Source organism: Desulfatibacillum aliphaticivorans DSM 15576, from assembly GCF_000429905.1.
Taxonomy (GTDB): Bacteria; Desulfobacterota; Desulfobacteria; order Desulfobacterales; family Desulfatibacillaceae; genus Desulfatibacillum; species Desulfatibacillum aliphaticivorans.
Genome location: NZ_KE386982.1, coordinates 227127 through 251301, shown reverse-complemented (window position 1 = coordinate 251301; position 24175 = coordinate 227127). Strand labels below are relative to the sequence as shown.

The following is a 24175-nucleotide window of genomic DNA, read 5'->3' as shown; positions in this document are numbered from 1 at the left end:
GCTCGCCCCGCCGGGGCCTCTCCATGGAAAAGCCTTTACAGGCTGTATATCCTCGTATATGAAAATAAGGTTTAAATCAACGCGCACCATGCTCTGAAGCGTGAGGATTTTTCGTAAATATGCCCGGGGTTAAGGTCCGGGCGTCAAATATCGTCTTAGGAAATAAAAAACCAACAAACCTTAAAAAGGAATCTGCCATGCACAAGCTGTTGTTAGACCAACCAGGAAAGGAAATGCTTGTTCTGGGAAACGAGGCCATCGCCAGAGGCGCGGTGGAGGCCGGTGTGGCCTGCGCCACAACCTATCCGGGTACGCCTTCTTCGGAGCTTTCCCTGGCCTTTTTTCAAATGTCCAAGGAAAGCGACCTGTATTTTGAATATTCCACCAACGAAAAGGTGGCTCTGGAAGTAGCGGCCGCGGCCGCAAACGCGGGCATCCGCAGCATGTGCGTAATGAAGCATGTTGGGGTGAATGTGGCGGCCGACGCTCTCATGACCCTGGCGTACATCGGCGTAAAAGCCGGCATGGTGCTCTTGACGGCGGACGATCCTTTTATGTTTTCCAGCCAGAACGAGCAGGACAACCGGTATTACGGCAAAATGGCCGGATTGTGCGTGCTGGAGCCTTCTTCCCTGCCTGAAGCCAAGGCAATGGCGACCTACGCCTTTGAACTTTCCGAAAAGCTGGGCGAGCCCGTAATTCTGCGCACCACCACACGGATCAACCACTCCACGGGCGCCATCACCCTGGGCGAGCTTGTAAAGCCCAACATCAAGGGCTCCTTTACCAAGGATCCTTTCAATCTGGTGGCAATCCCGGCGGTTTCCCGCAGGCTTCACACCCGTTTGCTTCAACGGCTGGCGGAAGCGGAAAAAATCACGGATCAGACTGATTTCAACTATGTCCAGGGCGAAGGCGCCTGGGGCATTGTGTGCAACGGCGTGAGTTACAATTACGTGTGCGACGCATTGAACGATCTGGGCGTTGCGGACAAAGTCAGCATCTTGAGGATCGGCTTTTCCAATCCCATGCCGGTTGCAAAGGTAACCGAGTTTTTAAAGGGCAAGGAAAAAATCCTGGTCGCGGAAGAAGGCGAGCCTTTTATGGAAGAAGCCATGCGCTCCATGGCCCAGGAAGTTGGGTGCACCATTCCGATCAAGGGCAAGGGCCCCGAGCTTTTCTCCCGGGAAGGGGAATTCGATCCCGCCGGCGTGAGAAAGGCCATCGCAGGATTCTTTGGCGTGGACCTGGCGCCTGCCGCGTCCCTGGATCTTTCCGACCTGCCGGAAATTCCGGCCAGGCCGCCCAACCTGTGCGCCGGCTGCACCCACCGGGCCGTGTTCTACGAAGTCAAAAAGGCTGCGGAGGATATGGAAATCATGCATCCCACGGACATCGGATGCTACACCCTTGGGGTTTTGCCGCCCCTGTCCTCGGCGGACTTTTTGATCTGCATGGGCTCCTCCATCAGCACGGGCTGCGGATTCTCCAAGTTCATCGACCAAAAGGTGGTCACCTACATCGGCGACTCCACGTTTTTCCATTCCGGCGTGCCCGGCCTGATCAACGCGGTGCATAACAACCACAACGTGACCATGGTCATCCTGGACAACGGAACCACGGCCATGACCGGGCATCAACCCAATCCCGGCGTGGACCGCGACGCCATGGGCCAGGAAGGCTACAACCGGATTTCCATTGAAAACGTGGTGAAAGGCCTGGGCGTGGAAAGCGTGACGGTGATCAAGCCGTACAAGGTGCAAAAGAGCGTGGACGCCATCAAGGAAGCCCTGGCCTACCAGGGCGTATCCGTCATCATCGCCCAGGAGCTTTGCCCCCTGTACGCCAAGGCGCTCAAGCGGCCTGCCAAAAAGCCTTTCCGCATTGATATGGAAAAATGCAAGGACCACAGGCTGTGCGTGGACGCCCTTGGCTGTCCGGCCATGTACGTGGAAAACAACAAGGTGGCCATCAATGCGGAGCAATGCATCGGCTGCGCGGTTTGCGCCCAGGTTTGCCCGGAACACGCAATCGTTCCCATCAGGGATTAATGAATTATAAGGGAGCGCCTTTTGCGGGGCGCTTTCCCTCGTAAGAAAGGATATAAGACATGGACCCTGTAAGACTGATCATAGTGGCCGTGGGAGGACAAGGCAACCTGCTCACCGCTCGCGTCCTGGGCGAGGCGGCCCTGGCGTCCGGCATTCCCGTTCATATGAGCGAGATCCACGGCATGGCCCAGAGGGGCGGCGTGGTGGAGTCTTCCATTGTGTTCGGCGACGCCCAAAGCTCCATTATTTCCGACTCCGAGGCGGACGTCCTTTTGGGATTTGAGCCCGCCGAGACGCTTCGCGCCCTGAACCGGTGCAACAAGAATACGGCGGTGATCACCAACACCAGCCCCCTGCCCCCGTTTACTGCGGCCATCGGCAAGGGCGTGTATCCGCCCCTGGACCGGATGCTGGACCTGATTTCGGCCAAGACCGCCAGCCTCAAGGCTTTTGACGCTCTTAAGCTGGCCCACGAAGCCAACAATCCCCTGGGATTGAACATGGTGCTTTTGGGCGCCCTGATTCGCTCGGGGATCATTCCTATTTCGGCGGACACGGCCAAGCAGGCCATCAAGGACAACACCAAACAGGCGTTTTTGGAATCCAACCTCAAGGCCTTTGATTTGGGTTTTGAAGCCGCCGCATAAGCAAGGAAAGGCTTGGTTAGAGCAACTTTGTAATGCGTATTTTTGACAGCCACTGTCACATTGACGACAAGTCCTACGACGACGATTTCCAGGAAACCCTGGATCGCGCCAAAGATAACAGGGTGATCGCCTGCATGATTGTGGGCATCACCCTGAAAACCTGCCGCAAGGCCGTGCCCTTGTGCGAAGCCTCGGCAAACTGCTTTACTTCGGTGGGGGTGCATCCTCACGACGCCAAGTCGTGCAGCGAAAAGGTCCTGGAAGAGCTTCGGGAACTGGCCAAAAGCCCCAAGGTCAAGGCCTGGGGGGAAACCGGCCTGGACTTCAACCGCATGTTTTCGCCCCAGGACGTCCAGGAAAAATGGTTCATCCGCCAGATTCAAATGGCCCGTGAAACCGGCCTGCCCCTGATCATCCATGAGCGGGACACCAACGGCAGGCTGTTGGAAATCCTTCGGGCTGAAGTTCAGCCGGGCCAGGGCGGGGTGGTGCATTGCTTTTCCGGAACCAGGGAGGAGATGCACGCCTATCTGGACATGGGATTCCATATTGGCATCACCGGGGTAATCACCCATAAGGCCAGGGGCGAGGAATTGCGGGCTATGGCGCCGGAAATCCCGGACGACCGGATTCTTGTGGAAACCGACGCGCCCTATTTGACGCCTTCGCCGGAGAGAAACAAGTTCCGGCGCAACGAGCCGGCCTTTGTCAGGCGGGTGCTTGAAAAAACCGCGGAAGTCCGGTCCCAGGACGTGGAATCCCTGGCGGATCAGGTCTTCAATAATACGTGCCGGCTATACGGCATCAGCCCGGACGAGTTGGAGCTAAGCTAATGGATAAGGGCCGCGCTGAAAAAATCGCCCGATTCCTGTACGAAGCAGGACAGTTGAGGAGAGTGGATCGCTCCGGCTGGTGGGTGGCGGGCGTGGACGCCCCGGAAAGCGTGGCAGAGCACAGCTTTCGCACGGCCGTTCTGGCGGGCATGCTGGCCAAAATCATTGGCGCCAATCGGGAAAAGGTTCTGACCATGGCCTTGTATCACGACATCCCCGAGGCCCGCATCAACGACCTCCATAAAGTCGCCCAGCGTTACTTTGACTGCCCCACGGCCAATGTCAGGGCCGCCGAAGATCAGGCGGACAGCCTTCCTTCGGAATTGGGAAGGGAAATGGCGGAGCTGGCCAGGGAGCTTTTCGACGAATCCAGCCTGGAGGCCAAAATTGTCGCGGACGCCGATCATCTGGAATGCCTGCTGACGGCAAAAGAATACTTGCAGCGGGGGTTTCCAGTCCAGGATTGGATAGAAAACAACCTGGCCGGGCTTCACACGGAGGCGGCCCGCGAAATCGCACAGGCTGCGATAGACGCCGCCCCTTCCGATTGGTGGAAGGGCCTGAAAATATCCCATAAACAATAAAGCCGGATCCTGGACATTTGACAACCGTTGAAGGGGACAGTAAGATGGGGGACTCCAAAAGGCGGAGGCAATCCACGAACAGAGTGGCCAAAAACAAGGGGGAACACATGTCCGAACAGGAGCAGCAGCACATGGACGATCAATTCAAAGCAAAGTCGCCTGAAGAGCAATTCATGGAAACGGAACCCGTGGAAAGCGGCTTCTCCAACCCGGGTTTTACCGAAGAAGCCAAAACCGAGGACGAATGGGAGGATGACGAATCCTTTCTGGAAGACAGCACTGGCCGCCAAATGCTTTATTGGATCGGCGGAGCTGTGGCGGTTCTGGTGATTATCGCCGTCCTGTTCTTTTTCCTGGGCGGCGGCTCCGAGCCTACGGGCGACTACTCCGGAGTTTCCAAGCAGGTGAAGGACATAGAAAGCCGCCTGACCAAATTGGAATCCAATTTAGCCGCCTGGAACATCAAACTGGACCGGATCGATCAGAACGCGCAGACGGCCGTGGAAGAAAGCATGAAACTTTCGGCCAAGATTGAGGAGCTTAGAAGACAGGCAAGCTCCCGTCCCGCACCGGCTGTATCGCGCCCGGCCCCGGCTCCTGCGCCGGCTCCAACCCGTACTGCGGCCCCCGCAAAGAGCGCTGACCGGAAATACCACGTGGTTCAGGCCGGCGACACCTTGTACAGCATCCACAAAAGGTACGGGGTTTCCCTGGACGCCCTGCGCAAGCTGAACAACCTGAAAGAGCACGAACCCATCTACTCCGGAGACAAGATTTACGTGGAGTAGCTTGTCTTGCGCCTTTGCAGGATCTAAAGCAATTTCAAACGATTAAAAAGGCGGCCCGCCCTCTGGCCGCCTTTTTTTGTTTTTGGATCTTTTCACGCCATAAATTTTGTTGATTAATTCGTTTGGGGGCTGTACAGGGCGACTTTTATAGCCGAAAGCGCCATGGCCAGCCGGGCCGCGTTCTTCGGCGCTAATTTCTTTTTGGGCACAAAGGACGCCTGCAATGAAAGAAAAACGCCTGAAAATAACCACCCGCCGTTGGCGTGAGTCGGACATTCCCCGGATTATCGAATGCAGCCGGGCCATCTACAACGACTATCCTCCTGAATTCATATACAATCAACGTCAATACGAAATGCAGTTCAAGGCCTTTCCCGACGGACAGTTCGTGGCCGTCCATAAAGACCGCATTGTGGGATATTGTACGGCCATCATCGTCAACATCGACGACGACTTCTGGTACGACGTGGACGAAATTACGGGCGCAGGCACCTTCAGCACCCATAATCAGGACGGGGATACGCTTTACGGAGCGGACATCGGGGTGCATCCCGAATACCGCAGAAAAGGCGTGGCCATGCTTTTGTATCAACGCAGGAGGGCCTTGCTTAAGCGCTACAACCTGCGCCGCATGATCGCCTACGGCCGCATTCCCGGATACCAGGAGCACGCAGGCAAAATGAGCGCCGAGCAATACGTGCAAAAGGTAGTCAATGGAGATCTGCGGGATCAAGCGCTGAACGCCCATCTCAAGGCCGGTTATCAGGTTAAAAAGGTCCAGCTGGACATCACCATTGACAAGGCCAGCCTCAATTACAGCACCTATCTGGAAATGCCCAACCCGGATTTCAACGAGGCCAAAAAGCGCATCGCCTCCTCCTTCTCCGTCAAGCATCCGGCGCGGCGCATCCGCGTGTGCGCGGCTCAATACGCCATGAAGCCCGTGGCGTCCTGGGAGGAGATTGAAAGGAACGTGGGCTTTTTCGCCGACTTCAGCAGCTCCTATCATTGCCATTTTCTGGTGTTTCCCGAGTATTTCACCTTCCAGATGTTCAGTTGCATGAAAGAAACGACCTACGGAGACATGGTGCGCAAACTCACCGAGTACACGGATAGGTACGTGGAAATGTTCCAAGGGCTGGCCCGGAAATACAACCTGTATATTGTGGGCGGATCCCAGCCCGTCCTGGACGGGGACTCCATATACAACACGGCCCATTTGTTCACGCCCACGGGCCATGTGTACACCCAGGAGAAGCTGCACATCACCCCGGCGGAAAGGGAGGAGGCCAACATCCAGCCAGGCAGGGCCATTCGCCTTTTTCAAACGCCGTACGCCAGGGTGGCCATCCAGATTTGCTACGACATCGAGTTTCCCGAGACCTCCAGGCTCCTGACTTTGGCGGGCGCCGAGGTCTTTTTCGTGCCCTATTATACGGAGGAAAAAAAGGCTTACTTCAGGGTGCGCTTGTGCTCCCAGGCCAGGGCTGTGGAGAATTTCGCCTACGTGGTCATGACCGGCAACGTGGGAAACATGCAGACTCGGGCGGGATCGTTCCTGAATTACAGCCAGTCCGCCATCCTGACGCCCAGCGATTTTTCATTCCCGGAAAAAGGCGTGGAAGGCGAGGCCGATCCCAACGTGGAGGCGGCGGTGGTTTCGGAGCTGACGCTTTCGGCTTTGGCCCAACAGCGGCACGTGGCCACGGTCCGGCCCCTGCACGACCGCCGGCCGGACCTCTACAGCCTGAACGCCGTCTCCAAGGTGGAAATCATCAGGACGGAATAATGCCTTTGCGTTAAAGGCTTTGTTTCCATTGTGCGAGGCCGTAAAGAAGTGCTTGGTCGAGCCATTTCTCAAAGGAAGAGATGATTTGAGGCAACTCCTGATTGTACGAGAACTGAAAAGGGTCTGGGCAAATAACGACAGGCCCTTGTACATCAACCTCTCCGTTTTCTCCAAATTCCCGTTGATCCAAAAATGCAGAACAAGCCAGCACGCCGGCAAACTCTGAGCCCAAAGAATGAAAGGACAAAACAAAGCGGGTCTCCGGCTTGTCGTCAATCAGCAGCCGCACCCAAGCGTGATATGTTAGAGTGTCGGCAAAATAATCAAGTTCTTCCGCAGCCTTGAGAATTTGATTTCTAAAGATATTGTTGACGCTTGGTTTGCTTGGAAGCACAGAGACGGACACGTCCTTTGCGGAATCCGCCAGTATCGCAGAGAGTCTGTCCCGCAACCCCACGAACTTGTCATTAGCGATCGACTCCAATTCTTTGGAATACTCAAAAACTTTCTGTTTTTCGCTTGCTTCCATAGAAGAAGCCTTTGTACGATCCTGCAATTTCTCGGAAATGGATTGAAGCATGGCGTCCATGGTCGTCTTTTCCGTCAATACATCTTCGGAAATGCCTAAGGCCTTGATGAAGGCTTTCCTTTGTATCCGGGCGAACATATTCACAAGCGGGGCGAGATCCCCAGCGTCCGCATGTTCCAGGGCTTCAATGTATTCCGTCCTATGCTCCTCGCTAATCAGGACCAACGGAAACCATCCCGCCCTGATGAAGACCAGGGACGCCAAAGCGCGGGCCACCCGTCCGTTGCCGTCCTGGAATGGATGAATCTGCGTGAAACGATGGTGCAGCCAGGCCGCCTCAATCTCGGGCGGCACATTCATTTCGCTGTGCTGGTGGTGCAACGAAACAAGCCGATCCATTTCCGCTGCGGCATGCTCCGGCGGGCAATATTGGTGAAGGCTGCCGTTAGGCCTGGACGGGTTGTTTTCCAGGGTTTTCCATTCGCCCTTAAGAAGTTTCATACGAACAGGGGATCCGAGAGAATCCATTCCGTCTACATAGTCTTGGTGGATAGTTAGGGCTTGGTGTATCTGTTTGATATAAGAAGTGGACAATTGACGTTTTTGGGAAACGAAATCAAAAAGCCCCTCCACTACATTTTCCTGATCCTTAATTAATGGCGCCACCTCGGAAACAGGTTTATTCAGGCTGCCATGGGGAATCAGGCTTGCCTTGATGCCTTCTTCGATCAGCACCTGGGTGACGCCTCTGTCGATGGTATAAAGGCCTTCTATAATCCCTGTTTCTATGGCCCATTGTCGAATCAATTTTTTGTTGAATAGGTCGAAGGCCATGGAGTCGCCCAGCCGAACCTTTCTTTCCGCCCAAATAGGAAAAAAGGCTGCCAACTCATGGGAAGCAAGTTCTCTCCAATCATCCTGCAGATCCTCAATAGGCTTCCATTTATGATTGCTCATCGCCTTTTCCAATTTCTATAAAAATATGAAATATTGACAAATATAAGTAATTATATCTCAACTAGCTTTGCGCGTCAAACTCCATCATCTTGCGGGCGAGGCTGGCCCAGTTGAGGTTTTGCATGTCCTTGGCCATGTTGTGCATGAGGCCGTTTTCCACCACATGGCGCTTTTGAGCCCGGTCCGTCACTCCGTAAAACGGCATCATAACGGAAAACGCCTTGTTGGTGTATTTTTTGATGGGGTTCATAACGTCCTTGCGGCGGGTGTAATAGGCGTCCTCGTCAATCTCGCAAGGCTTGTTGAATACGTTGAACTGCCGGCACGCCATGGGCCGCAACGGGTGGATGGAGCAAACCCCGTCGATCAGAAAAGCGCAGGCGTCTCCGTGTTTGTGCTCCATGAGTTGGGTCAACAAGGGAGTGCGAAAAGGCTCCTCCAGCTTTTCCGTGCAATACCAGGTGATGCCGATCAGCTCCAGGGGATAGGCGGGAATGGACCTGTGCGTGGCGCAGCAGTGCGAACACCCTTTGGCGCAGGCCAGTTTCGCGCCCTGCTTTTCCATGAGCTCAATGCCTTTGGCCACCCCTTGGTCCGTTATGAAGTAGCCTTCCAACAGAAGGGAAAGCCAGTCGTGTTTTTGTTCGTCTTGGGGAAATACCAGTCGGGATGTTGGTCCGGGGGATTTCTTCTTTTTCGGCATGTAAAACTCTCTTGTCTATTCCTTTCAAAAAAGGCGTTAAAAGTGCGCAGGTCCATGCTGCATCCTAAGTCATGCCGAAAAAAGCCCCGATCTGCAAGGACTTATTGGAAAAACTTCCCCCAATGCCCGTGGCTTGCCAAAATTTAGGGCCGAAATAACGCCTCTCAGACATATTGAAAAGCTAAAAAAAACGCTTTACCTCCGCCCTGCGAAAAAGAGAAACTGGTGGGCAAATCGGTTAAAAAATGGACGCGGCCTTCAGGCGCCCCCCATGGAATCCATTACGGGTTACGGGCGCATTTGCACGTTAACTTAATACTTTATCAGTTAAAACAAAATGCAACATGATTTTAATGAAAAACCAACGAAACTTATCTTGACACCACTCTAATCAGAATATATTCTTAAATAAGACCGATTATCAATTGCAGAAGGATTCAAATATGGAGATATCGTTCAGGGAAACAAATGAACGAATGGCCCGTTTTGAAAAAGCCATCAGCGAGGCCGGGGTCAAAAAAACCATCCAGCGGTTGGAGATTTTCCGGGAGATTGCTTCGTCCGTTGATCACCCGGATGTCGAAACGGTTTATGAGCGAGTGCGCGAACGCCTTCCGACGGTGTCGCTGGATACGGTGTACAGGACCATGTGGATGCTTCTTGATTTGGGTTTGATCTCCACCCTTGGAGCATCCCGGGACAGGACCCGGTTTGACGCCAACATGGAAAACCACCATCATTTTGTTTGTTCCCGTTGCGGTTTGACGCGGGATTTTTACAGCGAGGAGTTGGATGGGATAAAGATCCCCGAATCCGTCAAAGACTTTGGTTCCATAAACAGAGCCCATTTGGAAGTCGTTGGAATATGCAAGCAATGCGCAGCCAAGCCTAACCCTATAGCCCAAAAGGAGGACACGTCATGAGTGAAAACGGCAAGTGCCCTGTAACAGGCAAAACCAGCAAACCCGTCGCCGGCGGCGGAACGTCCAATCAAGACTGGTGGCCCAACCAGTTGAACCTTAATATTCTTCATCAACAATCATCCAAAAGCAACCCCATGGGCGGCGATTTCAATTACGCCGAGGAATTCAAAAAGCTCGACTTAAAAGCGGTCAAGGAAGACCTGTATACATTGATGACCGATTCTCAGGAATGGTGGCCGGCGGATTACGGCCATTACGGCCCTCTCTTTATCCGCATGGCCTGGCACAGTGCAGGCACCTATCGCATGGGCGACGGCCGGGGAGGCGCAGGATCCGGCAGCCAGCGTCTGGCGCCTTTGAACAGTTGGCCGGACAACGTGAATCTGGACAAGGCCAGGCGTCTGCTTTGGCCCATCAAGCAAAAATACGGAAAAAGGATATCCTGGGCCGACCTCATGGTCCTGGCTGGCAATTGCGCCATTGAGTCCATGGGCTTGCCCACCTTCGGCTTCGCCGGGGGGCGTGAAGACGTTTGGGAGCCGGAGCAGGACGTTTACTGGGGCTCGGAAGAAGAGTGGCTGGCTACCAGCGACAAGCCCAAAAGCCGCTACTCCGGGGAACGGGACCTGGAAAATCCCCTGGCCGCCGTGCAGATGGGCCTGATTTACGTCAACCCCGAAGGTCCTGACGGCAACCCGGACCCCATCGCCTCAGGCAAAGACGTACGCGAAACCTTCGCCCGCATGGCCATGAACGACGAAGAAACGGTGGCGCTCGTGGCTGGCGGCCATACCTTCGGCAAGTGCCACGGCGCAGGCGACGCGGCACTAGTGGGGCCTGAGCCGGAAGCTGCACCCCTTGAGGAAATGGGCCTGGGCTGGAAAAGCAGCCACGGCAGAGGCAAAGGCGGCGACACCATTAGCAGCGGCATCGAAGGCGCCTGGAAGCCTCGTCCCACAACCTGGGACATGGGCTACCTGAAGGTGTTGTTCAAATACGACTGGGAACTGGTCAAGAGCCCGGCCGGCGCCAACCAATGGCTGGCCAAGGACGTGGACGACGAGGATATGGTGGTTGACGCCCATGATCCCGACAAAAAGCACCGCCCCATGATGACCACAGCCGACCTGTCCCTTAAGTTCGACCCCATTTACGAGCCCATTGCAAGGCGCTACCTGGAAAACCCCGAAGAGTTTGCGGACGCCTTCGCCCGGGCGTGGTTCAAGCTGACCCACCGCGACATGGGCCCGCGCGCTCGCTACCTCGGCCCTGAAGTTCCGGAAGAAGACCTGATCTGGCAGGACCCGATTCCCGCCGTGGATCATGAACTGATCGATGATAAGGACATTGCGGACCTTAAGGCAAAAATTTTGGCCTCCGGCCTGTCCGTTTCCCAACTGGTTACGACCGCATGGGCCTCGGCCTCTACGTTCCGGGGTTCGGACAAGCGCGGCGGCGCCAACGGCGCACGCATTCGCTTCGCCCCGCAAAAGGATTGGCAGGTCAACCAGCCGGCGGAGCTTCAAAAAGTGTTGCAAACCTTGGAAGGAATCCAAAAGGATTTCAACGCCGGCCAGTCGGGCGGCAAAAAGGTTTCCCTGGCCGACCTGATCGTTCTTGGCGGATGTGCAGGCGTGGAAAAGGCGGCTCAAAATGCAGGCGCCGACGCGGCGGTCCCCTTTGCGCCGGGCCGCATGGACGCCCTGGAAGAGCAGACGGACGGAGACTCCTTTTCCGTGCTGGAACCCAAGGCGGACGGTTTTCGCAACTATCAAAAAGCCAAGTTCTCGGTCAAGTTGGAAGAATTGCTGGTGGATAAGGCCCAACTCCTGACCCTGACCGCGCCGGAGATGACGGTCCTTGTCGGCGGTCTGCGCATGCTCGGCGTCAACTACGGAGAGTCCAAGCACGGCGTTTTCACCGACAAACAGGAGACCCTTTCCAACGACTTTTTCGTGAACCTGCTGGACATGAGTACGGTTTGGAAGCCCAGCGCCAATGACGAAGATGTCTTTGAAGGCTCCGACCGCAAGACCGGCGCGCTCAAGTGGACCGGAACCCGCGTGGACCTTGTTTTCGGCTCCAACTCCCAGCTTCGGGCCATTTCCGAGGTATACGGATGCGAGGACGGCCAGGAAAAATTCGTGCAGGACTTTGTTGCGGCCTGGGATAAGGTCATGAGCCTGGACCGGTTTGACCTGGCCTAAGAATCGGCTGGATGTTTTTTTTTCGGCTTTCGCCGTAGAAACAGATAGAAAAAGCCAACGTCAGAAATACTCGGGCGGCGTTTCCTTAACCGGAAGCGCCGCTCTTTGCGTTTTGTAAGGTCTCTTATATTACAAAAAAGGGCTTGCCTTTGTCTAAAATATCTGAATTAATTCCCGATCATTAAGTAAAAGACACCGTTTTAAAAATTTCGCCTGCGGTTTACACCATTAGACCGCTATACTGCCATCTCTCGGCAGGCTCGATTTGAGGGGATCGGGGTTTCCTGGCTAGCGTTCAGGCTAGATTTGTGCAATGGGCGGGCTTTATGCCGCGTATTGCTTGGGACAAGAATTTTTTACTGTCGGAAAGGTTCTCATGCGTATGAAAAAATCCTTAAAGAGTTTAATTTTATTGGTTTTATTGTTAGCATTTGTTTTTCCCATGGAATTAAATTTGGCAAATGCTGCGTCTCCTGGAAGCAACCTTATTTTGATTTTCGATGCTTCAGGCAGCATGTGGGGGCAAATAGAGGGCAAGGCAAAAATCACCATTGCTAAAGAAGTCATGGAAGGCATAGTCAACGATTTGCCCGACGACATCAATGTCGGGCTTACGGTCTACGGCCACCGCCGCAAAGGGGATTGCGACGACCTGGAAACCCTCATCCCTTTAGGCCCCATAGACAAACAGGCCTTTATTGAAAAGATCAAGGCCATCAATCCCAAGGGCAAGACGCCCATGCTGCGGTCCATCCGCCTGACCGCCGAGGCCATCAAGCATCTGGAGGACGAAACCACCATCCTGCTTGTTTCCGACGGCAAGGAAACCTGCGATCCCGAACCCTGCGCCTTTGTGGCTGAACTCAAAAAACTGGGAATTAACTTTGTCATGCATGTGGTGGGCTTTGACGTGGGAGGTGAGACCGAGGAGGAACTGAAGTGCATGGCCGCCGCAGGGGACGGGGAGTATTTTCCGGCTTCCAATGCAGACAAACTCAAGGAGGCTCTGACCACGGTCATTGAAAAAACCGTGGAAAAAAACCTCAAAGTATCCGCCCTGCTTAACGGAAAGCCGCTGGATGTGCAGGTCGTGGTCTTAAACCCGCAAACCGGCGAAGAAGTGATGCAGGGCCAGTCCACGAAAACCCGCCCGGCGAGTTTCGCCCTGCCGCCCGGGGTGTACGACGTCAAAGTCATTGATGCATGGGTCCAGGATTCTCATCCCCACAAGCTGTTCAAGGCCGTGGAGGTCACGGAAAATGACGTCACGGAGATCACCGCGAAATTCGGCGCCGGCAGGCTGGAGGTCTCCCCTATCAAAGAAGGCATGCTGTTTTCCGCCGCCGTGGAAGTCAAAGGTTCCAACGGCCAGGATTTTCGCGATAACAGCACTGAAACAAGGACCGCCGCATTCGATCTGGAAGAGGGCGCCTACACGGTCTCAGTCAGGGACGCCTGGGGAACCGACTCTATTATTGATCTGGGCGAGGTCATCGTTGTCCCTGGCGAGACGGTCAAAAAGGAAGCCGTCTTCGAGACCGGCTTCCTGCAATTATTCCCAATGAAGCAGGGGAAACTGTTTAGCGCGGCTGTGATAGTCAAGACTCCGCAAGGGGAAGAGAAAAGCGACAACAGCACCGAAACCAGGCCCGCCAAGTTCGAACTGCTCCCCGGCCAATATTCCATCACGGTGCGGGACGCTTGGGGAACCGACGCCATTATTGACCTTGGCGAAGTTACGATTATCCCGGGCCAGACGGTGAAAAAGGAAGCGGCCTTCGAGTCCGGCTTTCTGGAGGTTTATCCCCGGAAAAAAGGAGAACTGTTTGACGCTGCCGTAAAGACCAAGACCCTGCAAGGCAAAAGCCTGATGAAGTACAGCACCTCAAGCACGCCAGCCAAGTTTGAACTGCCCCCGGGAAAATACTCCGTCCAGATCTCGGACGAATGGGGAACCAAGGCCGTTATGGACCTGGGTGAAATCGAAATTCTCTCGAGCCAAACAATTAAAAAGGAGGTTTCCTTTGAGTCCGGCGTCCTGGAGGTCTCTCCCATTAGAAACGGAAAACTCTTTTACGCCGCCGTGGAGTTGACCAAGCCGGACGGAGAGGTGGTCCGGGATGACAGCACGGAAAACGCGCCGTCCAAGTTTGAAGTCCTGCCTGGCGTTTATTCCATAGAAATACGGGACGATTGGGGCGACAAATCCAAGAGAACCTTTAAGGTGGAGATCAAAGCCGGGGAAACCGTTCGCAAAACCGTGGATTTTGACGCTCCTCAGCAGCCCGAAACATCCGAAGCTCCGGAGGCGCCGCCTTCATCTTCCGCAACCGTGGAGCAAGCTGCAGGATCATCCGTTCCTGACGTTCAGGCCATCCAGGCCCAGGCCGCTGCGGCCCAGGCTCAGGGCATGGCGCAACTGCAGGCGACTGCGGATCAATTGAAGCAGGCAGGCGTCGTTCCCAAGGAATCCCCCGCCCAGGCTGCAGCCCCGGCAAATGAGACCTTTTCCGGGGCCGGAGTTCCGCCCGGGGTGCAGACCGGCATACAGCCCCGAGCTCAGGTGGGCGCCCGGATTGACGAAGACATGATCGGAGCTTCCGGAATGGGCGCGGATGAGGAGCAGGAGGATTACACCCCCTCCAAGATGCCTTACAATCAGGAGGAGTGGACCCTGGGCCGCGTGTACCCTCTGCAGGCCAGGCGCAATTCCGACACCCTGAATCGTCGCCTCAATACTTGCGAAGAGCAGGCCGGAAAGCAGGATCGCCCGGACCTCCTGCCCCGCATCGAGGCGGCGCGGAGCCAGGTGGAGGCCCTGAACAAACTGCTGAAAAAAAAGGCGCCCAAGGAAGCTATCCAGGAAGCCCTATATAACCTGTCTGAGGAAGTCATGGATATCTACAATACCCTGGCCATCTAACAACCTGTAATGATTTTTAATCCCCGGACGGCCATGCCGTCCGGGGATTTTTATACAGCAATAAAAACGTATCTATCCTCACAGAGAGCTGCCGCCGTCGATGGGGACGATCTGGCCGGTCATATAGGCCCCAGCCCTGCTGCAAAGCATGACGGCCACCCCGGCGATGTCCTCGGCGCTTCCCCAGCGGTGCAGAGGAATTTCCTTGCACTCCGCCTCGTAGGCCGCTTTGTCCTTGCTGACGTATTCGGTCATTTTGGAGAAAAACCGGCCCGGCGCAATGGCGTTAACCCGGATGTGGTCATCCGCCAAATCCTTTGCCAGGTTCCGCGTCAATTGGTGGATGGCTGCCTTGCTCGGTCCGTAGCTGTAACTGGAAAGGCTGTCGCCCACAATCCCGGCTATGGAGCCGATATTGACGACGCTGGCGGTGTTTTCCGCGTTTTTTCCCTTTTTGAGCAAGGCCAAAAAGGCCTGTGTCATGAAAAACGGAGACTTGACGTTCAGGTCCATCACCTTGTCCCAACCTTTTTCCGGGAAGGCGTCAATAGGCGCGCCCCAGGCCGCGCCGGCATTATTTACCAGCACGTCCAGGCTGTCTTCCTTTTCGGAAATTCGGGCGGCCAGAGCCTGGATGCCTTCCAGCCCGCCCACGTCTCCGGGGATGGCGATGCACTCGCCGAACTTTGAGAGCTCCTCCGCCGCCTCCAGGCAGGCAGGCGCTTTCCTGGCCGTAATATATACGCGGGCGGCCCCGGCTTCCAAAAATCCCTGAGCCATGTAATAGCCAAGCCCCCTGGACCCGCCGGTGACCAGGCAAATCTTGCCTTTCATGGAAAACAGTGCATCAATCATCTTTTTCTCCTTGTTTAATCCGCCGAAGAAGGGGGCGGAATTGTCATAATATCCCTTGAGTCGTCAAACAAAAATCCGGCTTCTTTACACGATCGTAAAAATTAATCTTGTCCGCTTTAAACGCCCCTGTCAAGGGCAAGTTCGAATAAACATGGGGTCAAATCTACGTTTGACGTTTGAGGATTTGCTAAACAATACAGGTCAGGGCTTGCTCTGCGTTTTTTTTTGAGGAGGGGCGGCGCCGGTGCGGCGTCGATATTGGCGCGGGGCTTGTTTTTTTGGGTGGCACTGGCAAGGCAGGAAAATGTCGGGTCGTTGCGCACGAGCTTATTATGTTTTTGATTCGGATGCGGCGAAACGACATCTTTGGGATTCAAATGCAATTTAAGAGCTTCGCGTGACCCGACCTGCGATATAACCAACTATCTTTATTGGCAAATACAGGTGGGGTCACGCGGAGCGATTCAGGATATATTTGGGATCCGGAGGCGTTTGATCTGGCGCAAGAGATAGGAAAGCCAAAAATCCAGAGCGAAGCGACCCGACAAGCATCCTGCCACGGCCTCCCTACTCCGGCGTGTAGCGAAGGGCCAGCATGGTGATGTCGTCGGCCTGGGGAGCGGTGTCGGCAAATGAATGCACCTCGGCAAAGATGTGCTTGATGAGGTCTCCCACCTTCATTAGTCCGTGCTCCTTGAGGATATTCTCCAGGCGCTCCTCGGAGAAAAGGTCGTTGTGGGGATCCATGGCTTCGGTGACGCCGTCGGTGTACAGGAAAAGCATGTCCCCCTGGCTAAGCGTAACCTTGGCCGCGGAGTACTGGGCCTCCTCCCGGATGCCCAGGGCCATGCCTTTGGTGGAGGGCATCATTTCCAGGTCTCCGTTGGCGCGGACGATGTAAGGCGGGTTGTGTCCTGCAATGACGTAATCCAGGTCTCCGGTCTTCACGTTGAAAATCCCGAAGAACATGGTCACAAACATAAAGGAGGGGTTTTCCTGGGCCAGGTCGTGGTTCACCCATGCAATCACTTCTCCCGCGGAAAGATTTTGCGTGGCCCGGGTTTTAATGAGGGTCTGGGTGATGGTCATGAAGAGCGCCGCAGGCACGCCCTTGCCGGACACGTCTCCCAGGGTGACGCACAGGCGCTCCTCGTCGATGAAAAAAAAGTCGTACAAATCGCCGCCTACTTCCTTGGCGGGCTCCACATCGGCGTAGAGGGCGAAGTCGTCCCGCTCCGGGAAGGGCGGAAAGACCTTGGGCAGGATGCCCATCTGGATGTCCCGGGCGATCTGAAGTTCGCTTTCGATTCTTTCCTTGGCGGCGGTAAGGTCCGTGAGATCCCGAATGTAATCCTTGAGGGAGGTTTTCATGTTATCCAGGGAGTGGGCCAGGCTGGCCACCTCGTCCCGGGATTTGACTTCGGGCATTTCCGCGTCCAGGTTTCCGGTGGCCACGTCCTCGGCCACTCTGGTCAAGGCCCTGAGGGGGCGCGTAATGGTTCCTGAAATGGCGGCGATAAGAAACATGATCAAAATGAAGCCGGCGGCGCCCAGGCCGATGACGATTTTATTCAGGCGGAACACGTCAGCCATGAGTTCTTCTTTGGGAAACATGACGCCCAGGGACCATTCATTGGAAGACAAGGGGTTGTAGACCAGCCAGCAGGGCTTGCCTGAAAATTCGCAGTTCAGGGACACGAACCCGGTCTCGCCTGCAATCATGCGCCGGCCGATCTCGCGCAGCCGCGCGTCGCCTTTGCCCTCGGCCAGGCTGAAAATGGTTTCGTTCATAATCAGGCGGGAGTTTGGATGCGTGACAAAGGTTCCGTTTTTAGTGATGAGAAAGCCGTATCCGGTCTCTCCGATTTTAATTGCCTGGACGATTTCCTGGAGCCAAGCCAGGGAGATGTCCGCCGTGGTAACGCCCCATAACTTCTTTTCAGGGCTGTTCAGGTCGTAAAAGGGAACCGAATAGGTGGACATGAGGATATTGCCCGCGCCTTCGTCAAAATAGGGCTCGCTCCACACCGGCTCGTCCAGTTCTTTGGGGATCTGGTACCAATCTTCGTAAATGTAGTCATAGGGGATGTAGGTGAATTCGACCTTGCCGTCCCTGCCTTTATAGTAATAGGGGGCGAAGTACCGAATGTTTGTACTGTACTCCCAGGGTTCGAAAGCCACCGTGGCGCCGTAGATTTCCGGGCTGCGCTTGATGGTTTCCTGAATCAGGCCCGTAAAAGCTCCGCTTTGGGGACGAAACTGCTCCATGGCGACGGCTATGTTTTCCGGGGTTTTTTCCACGGAAAGCAAAACGGCGTCAATATCCTCGGAAGTGGCCCGAGCCAAATCAAGAGCGCTTTGCTCGATTTTCGCGATGAGCATGTCCCGCGTGAACAAATACGTGTAGGTGAATATGACCGCGAAAATCAGGGTCACACTCGTCAGGATCCACAAATTGAGTTTAAAGGCAATGCCCCTATTGGTGGTTTTCATCATAGCACTTTCGGTAAAAGGCATTATACTCCGGGATGGAGTCTATCAGGCCGAAATCCTTTAAGGAATACGCCACTCTGGCAAAGTCGTCGTATTTCAGTTCAGCGGATATGCCCCCCCCGCTTAGGGGATACATGAGGTCCTTCATCCGATCAAGCATCCACCTTTGATGGACCCGGGTGGCGGGAATGTGCTCATCCTCCAGGTTGGCCATGACCAGGTCGATGGTTTCCTCGGGATGGGCGAAGGCGTAATCCCATCCTTCAATGGAGGCGGCCACGAACGCCTTGCACAGGTCCGGATCCTGATTAAGGGTGTCTTCCAGGACGTAAATGCCGTCTTCGGGAAAATTCAGGCCGTGGTCGTAGAAAAAGAAGGTGACCAGTTCGTCGGGATTCAGGCCGGCGTTTAAGATGGTATGGTACTCGTTATACCACATGGCCGAGGCCACATCCACGCCTCCCCTTAAAAACAGATTGACGGAATAGGACTGGCGAATCGTAGTGACGTCCAGGTCGTATTTTTCGATAAAGGCCGAAGGCTGAATCTGAAAAACCGGTTCCCAAAGCCCGATCTTTTTTCCGTTCATGTCCTGGGGGGAAATGATGCCGCTGCTCTTTTTGGCCACCAGCATGAGTGCGCTGCGCCTAACCATCTGGGCGATGTTCACCACCGGCACGGCGTGGTCCCGCATTTGTATTCCCGAGGCCAGCCATAACGTGGCGAATTCCGCCTGTCCCGAAGCCAGATACTCGGAAGACTGCCTTAACGGCCCTCCGGAGATAATCGTCAGGTCAATGCCCCTTTTTTTATAAAAGCCTTTTTTAAGGCCCATATAATATCCGGCGAATTGAGCCTGCGGGACCCACTGCGGAATGAGCCGAACCTCTTTGGCGAGCGCAGCGGGGGCCGTAAAGGCTCCCGCACACGCCATAATAACCAAAGCCAGGATCACAACTCCCGGCATTCCTATTCGCCTATTTGTTGAAAACCAGCTTTCCGCCCTGGAATCCGGCATATCCTGCAGCCCCCACCATGATGAAATTAAGAAGCGCAAAGAAAAAACGGCCGGAGGCGCCAGGCATGAGAATGTCAGGCTGAAACAGTCTCCAGACCACTACAATGAAAGCGATGCCTGCTACTATCAGGCCGCATACTATTTTCGAGTTAAAAACCGAAGTGCTGGCCCCGTTATACACCCGCTGCCAATCCACATACCCGGTGAAAAGCACCCAGGGCATGGCCAGAAGCACGGCGATCATGTTGTAAAAATAGGCTTGGCCCAGGGATTGGGAATGGAACAGCATGGACAGCACCATGAAAATCACGGCGATGGGAACCAGGCCGTTGGGAATGTGCACGGCAATGGGATGGGCGTGATGCTGAGTGAGCAGGGACAGCCATGCGTCATATTTTTCAATAAAGGACAAAGGCTCGGGCTCCGGAGTCGAATCCCGGCCAATGGACTCCTCCACTTTGTAAGTTTCCTTGATTTCCTCCGCCGGCTTGTCTTCCTCTTTGGGGGCGGCTTTTTTCTTCCTGGACGGTATTTCGTCCCCGTCCTTGAATTCCACGAACTTGCTCTTGTCCGCGCCGCAAACCGGGCAGATTTCAGGCGGCTCAGGGCCTTCATGGATGTAATTGCAAACCGTGCAGCGCCACTTTTTCACCGGCGCCTCCTCCGCAGGAGCCTCCTGGACGGATTCCTCCGCCTTGGGAGCTTCTTCCTCCGGGGCGGGCTCCGGGGAGGCCTCTTCTTCCTTAGCCTCTTCGACGGCCGCTTCTTCAGCCGCAGGTTCTTCCACAGGCGCTGCTTCTACAGGCGCTGCTTCAGCGGGTTCAGCCTCAGCAGGCGCTTCCTCAGCCGGGGCGTCCTCTTCGATCAACTCTTCAAACTGGCTGGCGTCGGCGCCGCAAACCGGGCATTTCTCAGGCGGTTCATCGCCTTCATGGATGTATCCGCAAACCAAGCATTTCCACTTTTTCATTCAGGTCCTCCACGGGTTGTTTACGTATCTTTTTATTGGTTTGATTACATATTAGAAAGAACTTGCTTGGCGGCTTCAAACTCCGCAACAAGCCTCTTGACCAATTCCGCCACGGGAACCACGTCCTTGACCATCCCCGAAGACTGACCGGCTTGAAACGCGCCTTCGGCCAGGTCCCCGTCCACGGCTGCGGCCCGATTTCTGTTGAATTCGTTTCCGATAACCTTGAGCAGGCCGTCCTTGTCGGCGCCCTGTTTTTCCGCGTCTTCAATCCGTTGGGCGAAATCATTGCGGATCACCCGCAAAAGCGAGAGCTTGCGGCCGATAATGCATGTGCCGGTGTCGGGCGTGTCCACGATGAGGTCTTTGTATTTGGCGTGGGCGTTGCACTCGGTGGTGGCGATGAAGCGGGTGCCCAGTTGCGCGCCGTCCGCGCCCAATGCCATGACCGCAGCGATCCCCCTGCCGTCGGCGATGCCGCCCGCGGCGACCACGGGGATGTCCACGGCGTCGGCAACCTGGGGAGTGAGGGCCAGGGTGGTGGTTTCGTAGGGGCTGTTATGGCCTCCCGCCTCGTAGCCTTCGCATACAATGGCGTCCACGCCGGTCTCCTGCGCCTTGACAGCGCCGCGCACCGAAGGAACCACATGAATGAGCAAGGTGTCGTCCCGCTTCAGGACGGGAACGATTTTGGCCGGGTTGCCGGCCGAGGTGATGAGAATCTTCACGCCCATGTCCAAAGCGATTTGACCGATTTCCACAGCGTCGGGCCGCAGCATGGGAATGTTCACGGCAAAAGGCTTGTCCGTGTTTTCCTGCATTTTGGTTATGTTTTCCTTAACCTCATCCAGGGACATGGACCCGCTGCCCAAAGTCCCAAGGATGCCCGCGTTGGAACAGGCCGCCGCCAATTGCCAATGGGAAACCCAAACCATGCCGCCCTGAATAATTGGATATTCAATTCCCAGGAGTTCGCCAAGACGTCCCCGTTGCATTGCATTCTCCTTTTGTCATGCGTACGCGATAGAGCGGATCGGCTGCTCCTATATTGATGAAGCGCCGCCGAACATGCCGGTATGTATAAATCATGCGGAATCATTATACAGAGGACGGGGGGACATGTCCACCTCAGCGAAAAAACATGGCAAAATCGTGGGGATAACCAGCTTTCCCCAGAAAAGGTGAGGGCGCCTCAAAACGGCCGCATATTAGGGCTTTCAGAGGCTTTTCGGATATTGCCCATACCTTATGCAACTGAAACATCTTTATGGTTGATAGGGTAGTCTCGAATCTTTATTTGCAGCAAATACTGGATTTATGCTATTTTTTATCAGTATTTGCCTGACTGGCGTTAATTACTGCTTTCGGCCTCGGCCCGGATTCCCATGCCGTCAAGGCGAAATCGCCGCTGGAGCAGAGCCGACGCATTAGTTCCCAAGCAAACCGCCCTAAAAAGAAAGAAAATCACACGATGCTTAAATCCATGCTCTCCTCCGAACACTCCCTGAAGCCCGTCCTTATTCCGGCGATAGTCGTGACGATCCTGCTTTTAGGCTGCCTGGCGTGCACTTCCAGTCAGCCGCGTCCCTCCGAGGAAGCCCGAACCAGCGCCCGGCATCGAAACGCGCCTCATCCTGTTTGGGGAATTGCAGCAGGGGGAGGATATCACTCCCTGGTTGTCAAAAACGACGGAACCGTTTGGGCGTGGGGAGACAATTCCTCGGGCCAGCTTGGGATTGGAACGAACAAGGCCTCCCTCTCTCCCGTCCAGGTAATGCATAAGTCCGGCGCTCCATTAAACGGCGTTTTAAAGGTTGCGGCGGGAGAGCATCACTCATTGGCCCTGACCGCCAAAGGCGAGGTATGGACCTGGGGTGAAAATTCCATGGGCCAACTCGGAGACGGATTCTTTTATGAACGCCGATCCCCCGTAAAGGTAAGGCACATAAGGACCAATCCGCTTGAAAATATCGTGGGCGCTGCGTGCGGGGGAGAACACTCCCTGGCGGTCGCTTCCGATGGAACCGTTTGGGCGTGGGGCTCCAACAGTGACGGCCAGATTGGAGGCGGAACCCTGAAAAACAGGCAAAATCCAAGACAGGTGATGAGGTTCGGAAAGCCTTTGGCCGGCGTCAAGGCAGTGGCGGCGGGTTTCGCCCACTCCCTGGCCTTGAGCGTCGACGGAACCGTTTGGGCGTGGGGAGACAACGAATTCGGCCAGTTGGGAGACTGCAGCGATTATGACCGCAAGGCCCCCGTGCAGGTAATGCATTCCGTTGACAAGCCTTTGGACAATGTTGTCGCAATCGCTGCAGGACACGCCTTCTCTTTGGCTTTGACCAGGGATGGGGAAGTGTGGGCATGGGGAAACAACGGCGTGGGCCAGCTAGGCATGGGGCCGCATAATGGTTTTGTGCGAGATCCCTTGCCGGTCAGATCGACCAACGGCGTCCCATTAAAGGGAGTGAGGGCCATTACAGCCAACGGCCGACATTCCCTGGCTTTGATGGGCGACGGCTCCGTTCTCGCATGGGGAGCCGGCGATCGCGGACAACTTGGGCAAGGCGCCCAAAATCATGAAGACCATCCGACCCTGGCTTCCCTTCACAGCGTGATCTGCCTGGCTGCGGGGCGTTACCATTCCCTGGCGGTGGCCGAAAACGGCGCGGTCCTGGCCTGGGGCGACAACCAAAAGGGCCAATTGGGCATTGGAAAGGCCGATAAGAATTTCCACGCACTCCCGGAAAAAACAGTAGTCTCCGGGAGCCCGTTTATCAGCCGCTAAACTACGGCCGCAAGGTATGAGGAAAAGACCTCAAGAACCTTGGGGAAATCCCTGCGGCCTATCCCGATGCGCACGTGATGGTCGCCGAACCGGAACATGGTTGACGGAACCAGCATAACGCCGGTGTCCCGGACCAGATTCTCGCAAAAAGCCTGGGCGCTGTCCGTAAAAGTCAGCCGGGGAAAGCACATGGAGCCGCCCTTGGGAAGAACGCACCGGATGCGGGCGTCATGCTCCTTCAAAAACGCCTCCAGGACTTCCAGGTTTTTGCGGATCAGCCTTGTTTGCCGATCAAGGATGGCCTCCCTGTTCTCCAGGGCTATGATTCCCAAAATCTCGCTGGGCGCGCTGTGGCAAATGGTGGTGTAATCCTTGAAGCGGCTCATTTCTTCCAACAAATCCATGTCCTGCGTCGCCAGCCAGCCCAAACGCAGCCCTGGCAGGCCGAATGCTTTGGACAGGCCTCCAAGGGTCACTGCCCGATGATAATCCCCGCACGCCGGGTTGGGGGGCTGGGCCTGGTCATGATATAGAAACCGGTACATCTCGTCGGACAGCAGATAAATCCCCCGTGCATCCAACAAGGCGTACAGGGAGTCCAGAAAATCCTGACTGACAACGGCGCCCGAGGGGTTGTGAGGAAAATTGATCACCACCAGCCGGGTTTCCGGCCGGAGCAGTTTTTCCAGGTCCGCCAAATCCGGCGCCCAGCCGTTTTGTTCGTCCAAAACCCAATCCGACACCTCACAGCCAATGGCCCTGGCCACCTCATGCAGGGACTGATAAGCCGGGCTGATGCACACCACGTGGTCGCCGGCTTTAAGCAGGGTGTTCATGAACAAAAAAACGCCCTCTTCCGGCGCGGCGACCAGAGTATTGTCAGCCGCCAGACCCAGGTAAAGATCGGCTATGGCCTGCCGCAAAAGCGGATGCCCCATGGTTTCGGTATACCCAAGCTCCAGGCCGTCCCAGAGAGGCCGGGCGGCCTCCGAAGCCATGGCGGCCAGTTCGTGCATGGACATGGTCTGGCAATCGGAACAGGATAAAAGGTATTTGGTGGAAAACTCGTACTTGGCGAAATATCGTTCCAGGTCAAAAACCGGAATCTTCATGACAGTCC

At 55.3% G+C, this 24175-nt stretch carries 18 protein-coding genes; 10 read left to right on the top strand and 8 right to left on the bottom strand.

What is annotated here, in order from left to right; translation table 11 throughout:
* Window positions 1-197 precede the first annotated feature (197 nt).
* The 6 genes from iorA to G491_RS0127235 all read left to right on the top strand — a co-directional run bounded on the left by iorA (window position 198) and on the right by G491_RS0127235 (window position 6692).
* Window positions 198-2051 carry an indolepyruvate ferredoxin oxidoreductase subunit alpha gene (gene iorA, locus G491_RS0127265; RefSeq protein ID WP_028316789.1) on the top strand — a complete coding sequence of 618 codons (1854 nt, stop codon included), beginning with the start codon at window positions 198-200 and terminating at the stop codon, window positions 2049-2051.
* A 59-nt stretch (window positions 2052-2110) separates the two neighbouring features.
* Window positions 2111-2698 carry an indolepyruvate oxidoreductase subunit beta gene (locus G491_RS0127260; protein ID WP_028316788.1) on the top strand — a complete coding sequence of 196 codons (588 nt, stop codon included), beginning with the start codon at window positions 2111-2113 and terminating at the stop codon, window positions 2696-2698.
* Window positions 2699-2730: 32 nt separating this feature from the next.
* Window positions 2731-3531 carry a TatD family hydrolase gene (locus tag G491_RS0127255; RefSeq protein ID WP_028316787.1) on the top strand — a complete coding sequence of 267 codons (801 nt, stop codon included), beginning with the start codon at window positions 2731-2733 and terminating at the stop codon, window positions 3529-3531.
* Complete coding sequence (locus G491_RS32850; protein ID WP_051327558.1) at window positions 3531-4115, top strand: HD domain-containing protein; 585 nt, start codon at window positions 3531-3533, stop codon at window positions 4113-4115. The genes G491_RS0127255 and G491_RS32850 overlap by 1 nt, the downstream gene beginning before the upstream one ends.
* A 107-nt stretch (window positions 4116-4222) precedes the next feature.
* Complete coding sequence (locus G491_RS32845; protein ID WP_168161248.1) at window positions 4223-4903, top strand: LysM peptidoglycan-binding domain-containing protein; 681 nt, start codon at window positions 4223-4225, stop codon at window positions 4901-4903.
* 223 nt (window positions 4904-5126) lie between these two features.
* Entirely contained in the window at window positions 5127-6692 is a 1566-nt protein-coding gene (locus G491_RS0127235) for a bifunctional GNAT family N-acetyltransferase/carbon-nitrogen hydrolase family protein (RefSeq protein ID WP_028316786.1), read from the top strand.
* Between the two features lie 10 nt (window positions 6693-6702).
* Here the strand turns inward: G491_RS0127235 and G491_RS35165 are convergent, their stop codons facing one another.
* Together G491_RS35165 and G491_RS0127225 are read right to left on the bottom strand one after the other, a co-directional pair.
* Entirely contained in the window at window positions 6703-8178 is a 1476-nt protein-coding gene (locus tag G491_RS35165) for a Fic family protein (RefSeq protein ID WP_035220390.1), read from the bottom strand.
* Window positions 8179-8239: 61 nt separating this feature from the next.
* A complete protein-coding gene (locus tag G491_RS0127225; protein ID WP_028316784.1) occupies window positions 8240-8881 on the bottom strand; it encodes a YkgJ family cysteine cluster protein in 642 nt (213 codons plus the stop codon).
* A 443-nt stretch (window positions 8882-9324) separates the two neighbouring features.
* Between G491_RS0127225 and G491_RS0127220 the strand changes: the two genes are divergently transcribed.
* The 3 genes from G491_RS0127220 to G491_RS34745 all read left to right on the top strand — a co-directional run bounded on the left by G491_RS0127220 (window position 9325) and on the right by G491_RS34745 (window position 14934).
* The gene (locus tag G491_RS0127220; protein ID WP_028316783.1) at window positions 9325-9804 is read left to right on the top strand and encodes a Fur family transcriptional regulator; all 480 of its coding nucleotides are present in this window, start codon (window positions 9325-9327) and stop codon (window positions 9802-9804) included.
* A complete protein-coding gene (katG, locus tag G491_RS0127215) occupies window positions 9801-12011 on the top strand; it encodes a catalase/peroxidase HPI (protein ID WP_028316782.1) in 2211 nt (736 codons plus the stop codon). The genes G491_RS0127220 and katG overlap by 4 nt, the downstream gene beginning before the upstream one ends.
* Before the next feature lie 490 nt (window positions 12012-12501).
* A complete protein-coding gene (locus G491_RS34745; RefSeq protein WP_169829534.1) occupies window positions 12502-14934 on the top strand; it encodes a vWA domain-containing protein in 2433 nt (810 codons plus the stop codon).
* 78 nt (window positions 14935-15012) lie between these two features.
* Here G491_RS34745 and G491_RS0127205 read toward each other — a convergent pair whose 3' ends face one another.
* From G491_RS0127205 to G491_RS0127185, 5 genes are all read right to left on the bottom strand, one after another.
* Entirely contained in the window at window positions 15013-15789 is a 777-nt protein-coding gene (locus G491_RS0127205) for a RhlG family 3-oxoacyl-ACP reductase (RefSeq protein ID WP_028316781.1), read from the bottom strand.
* A gap of 567 nt (window positions 15790-16356) precedes the next feature.
* On the bottom strand, window positions 16357-18285 hold the full coding sequence (locus G491_RS0127200) for a SpoIIE family protein phosphatase (RefSeq protein ID WP_169829533.1): 1929 nt from the start codon (window positions 18283-18285) through the stop codon (window positions 16357-16359).
* Entirely contained in the window at window positions 18266-19249 is a 984-nt protein-coding gene (locus G491_RS32835) for an ABC transporter substrate-binding protein (protein WP_035220387.1), read from the bottom strand. Before G491_RS32835 ends, G491_RS0127200 begins: the two co-directional genes overlap by 20 nt.
* 10 nt (window positions 19250-19259) lie before the next feature.
* Window positions 19260-20270: a rubredoxin-like domain-containing protein gene (locus G491_RS36625; protein ID WP_051327555.1), complete on the bottom strand. Its 1011-nt coding sequence runs from the start codon at window positions 20268-20270 to the stop codon at window positions 19260-19262.
* Between the two features lie 44 nt (window positions 20271-20314).
* Entirely contained in the window at window positions 20315-21265 is a 951-nt protein-coding gene (locus G491_RS0127185; protein ID WP_015949733.1) for an NAD(P)H-dependent flavin oxidoreductase, read from the bottom strand.
* A gap of 476 nt (window positions 21266-21741) precedes the next feature.
* Between G491_RS0127185 and G491_RS32830 the strand changes: the two genes are divergently transcribed.
* Window positions 21742-23055: an RCC1 domain-containing protein gene (locus G491_RS32830; RefSeq protein ID WP_051327554.1), complete on the top strand. Its 1314-nt coding sequence runs from the start codon at window positions 21742-21744 to the stop codon at window positions 23053-23055.
* Here G491_RS32830 and G491_RS0127175 read toward each other — a convergent pair.
* The gene (locus G491_RS0127175; RefSeq protein WP_028316778.1) at window positions 23052-24167 is read right to left on the bottom strand and encodes an aminotransferase class I/II-fold pyridoxal phosphate-dependent enzyme; all 1116 of its coding nucleotides are present in this window, start codon (window positions 24165-24167) and stop codon (window positions 23052-23054) included. The two genes, G491_RS32830 and G491_RS0127175, sit on opposite strands and share 4 nt — an antisense overlap.
* Between the last annotated feature and the right edge of the window lie 8 nt (window positions 24168-24175).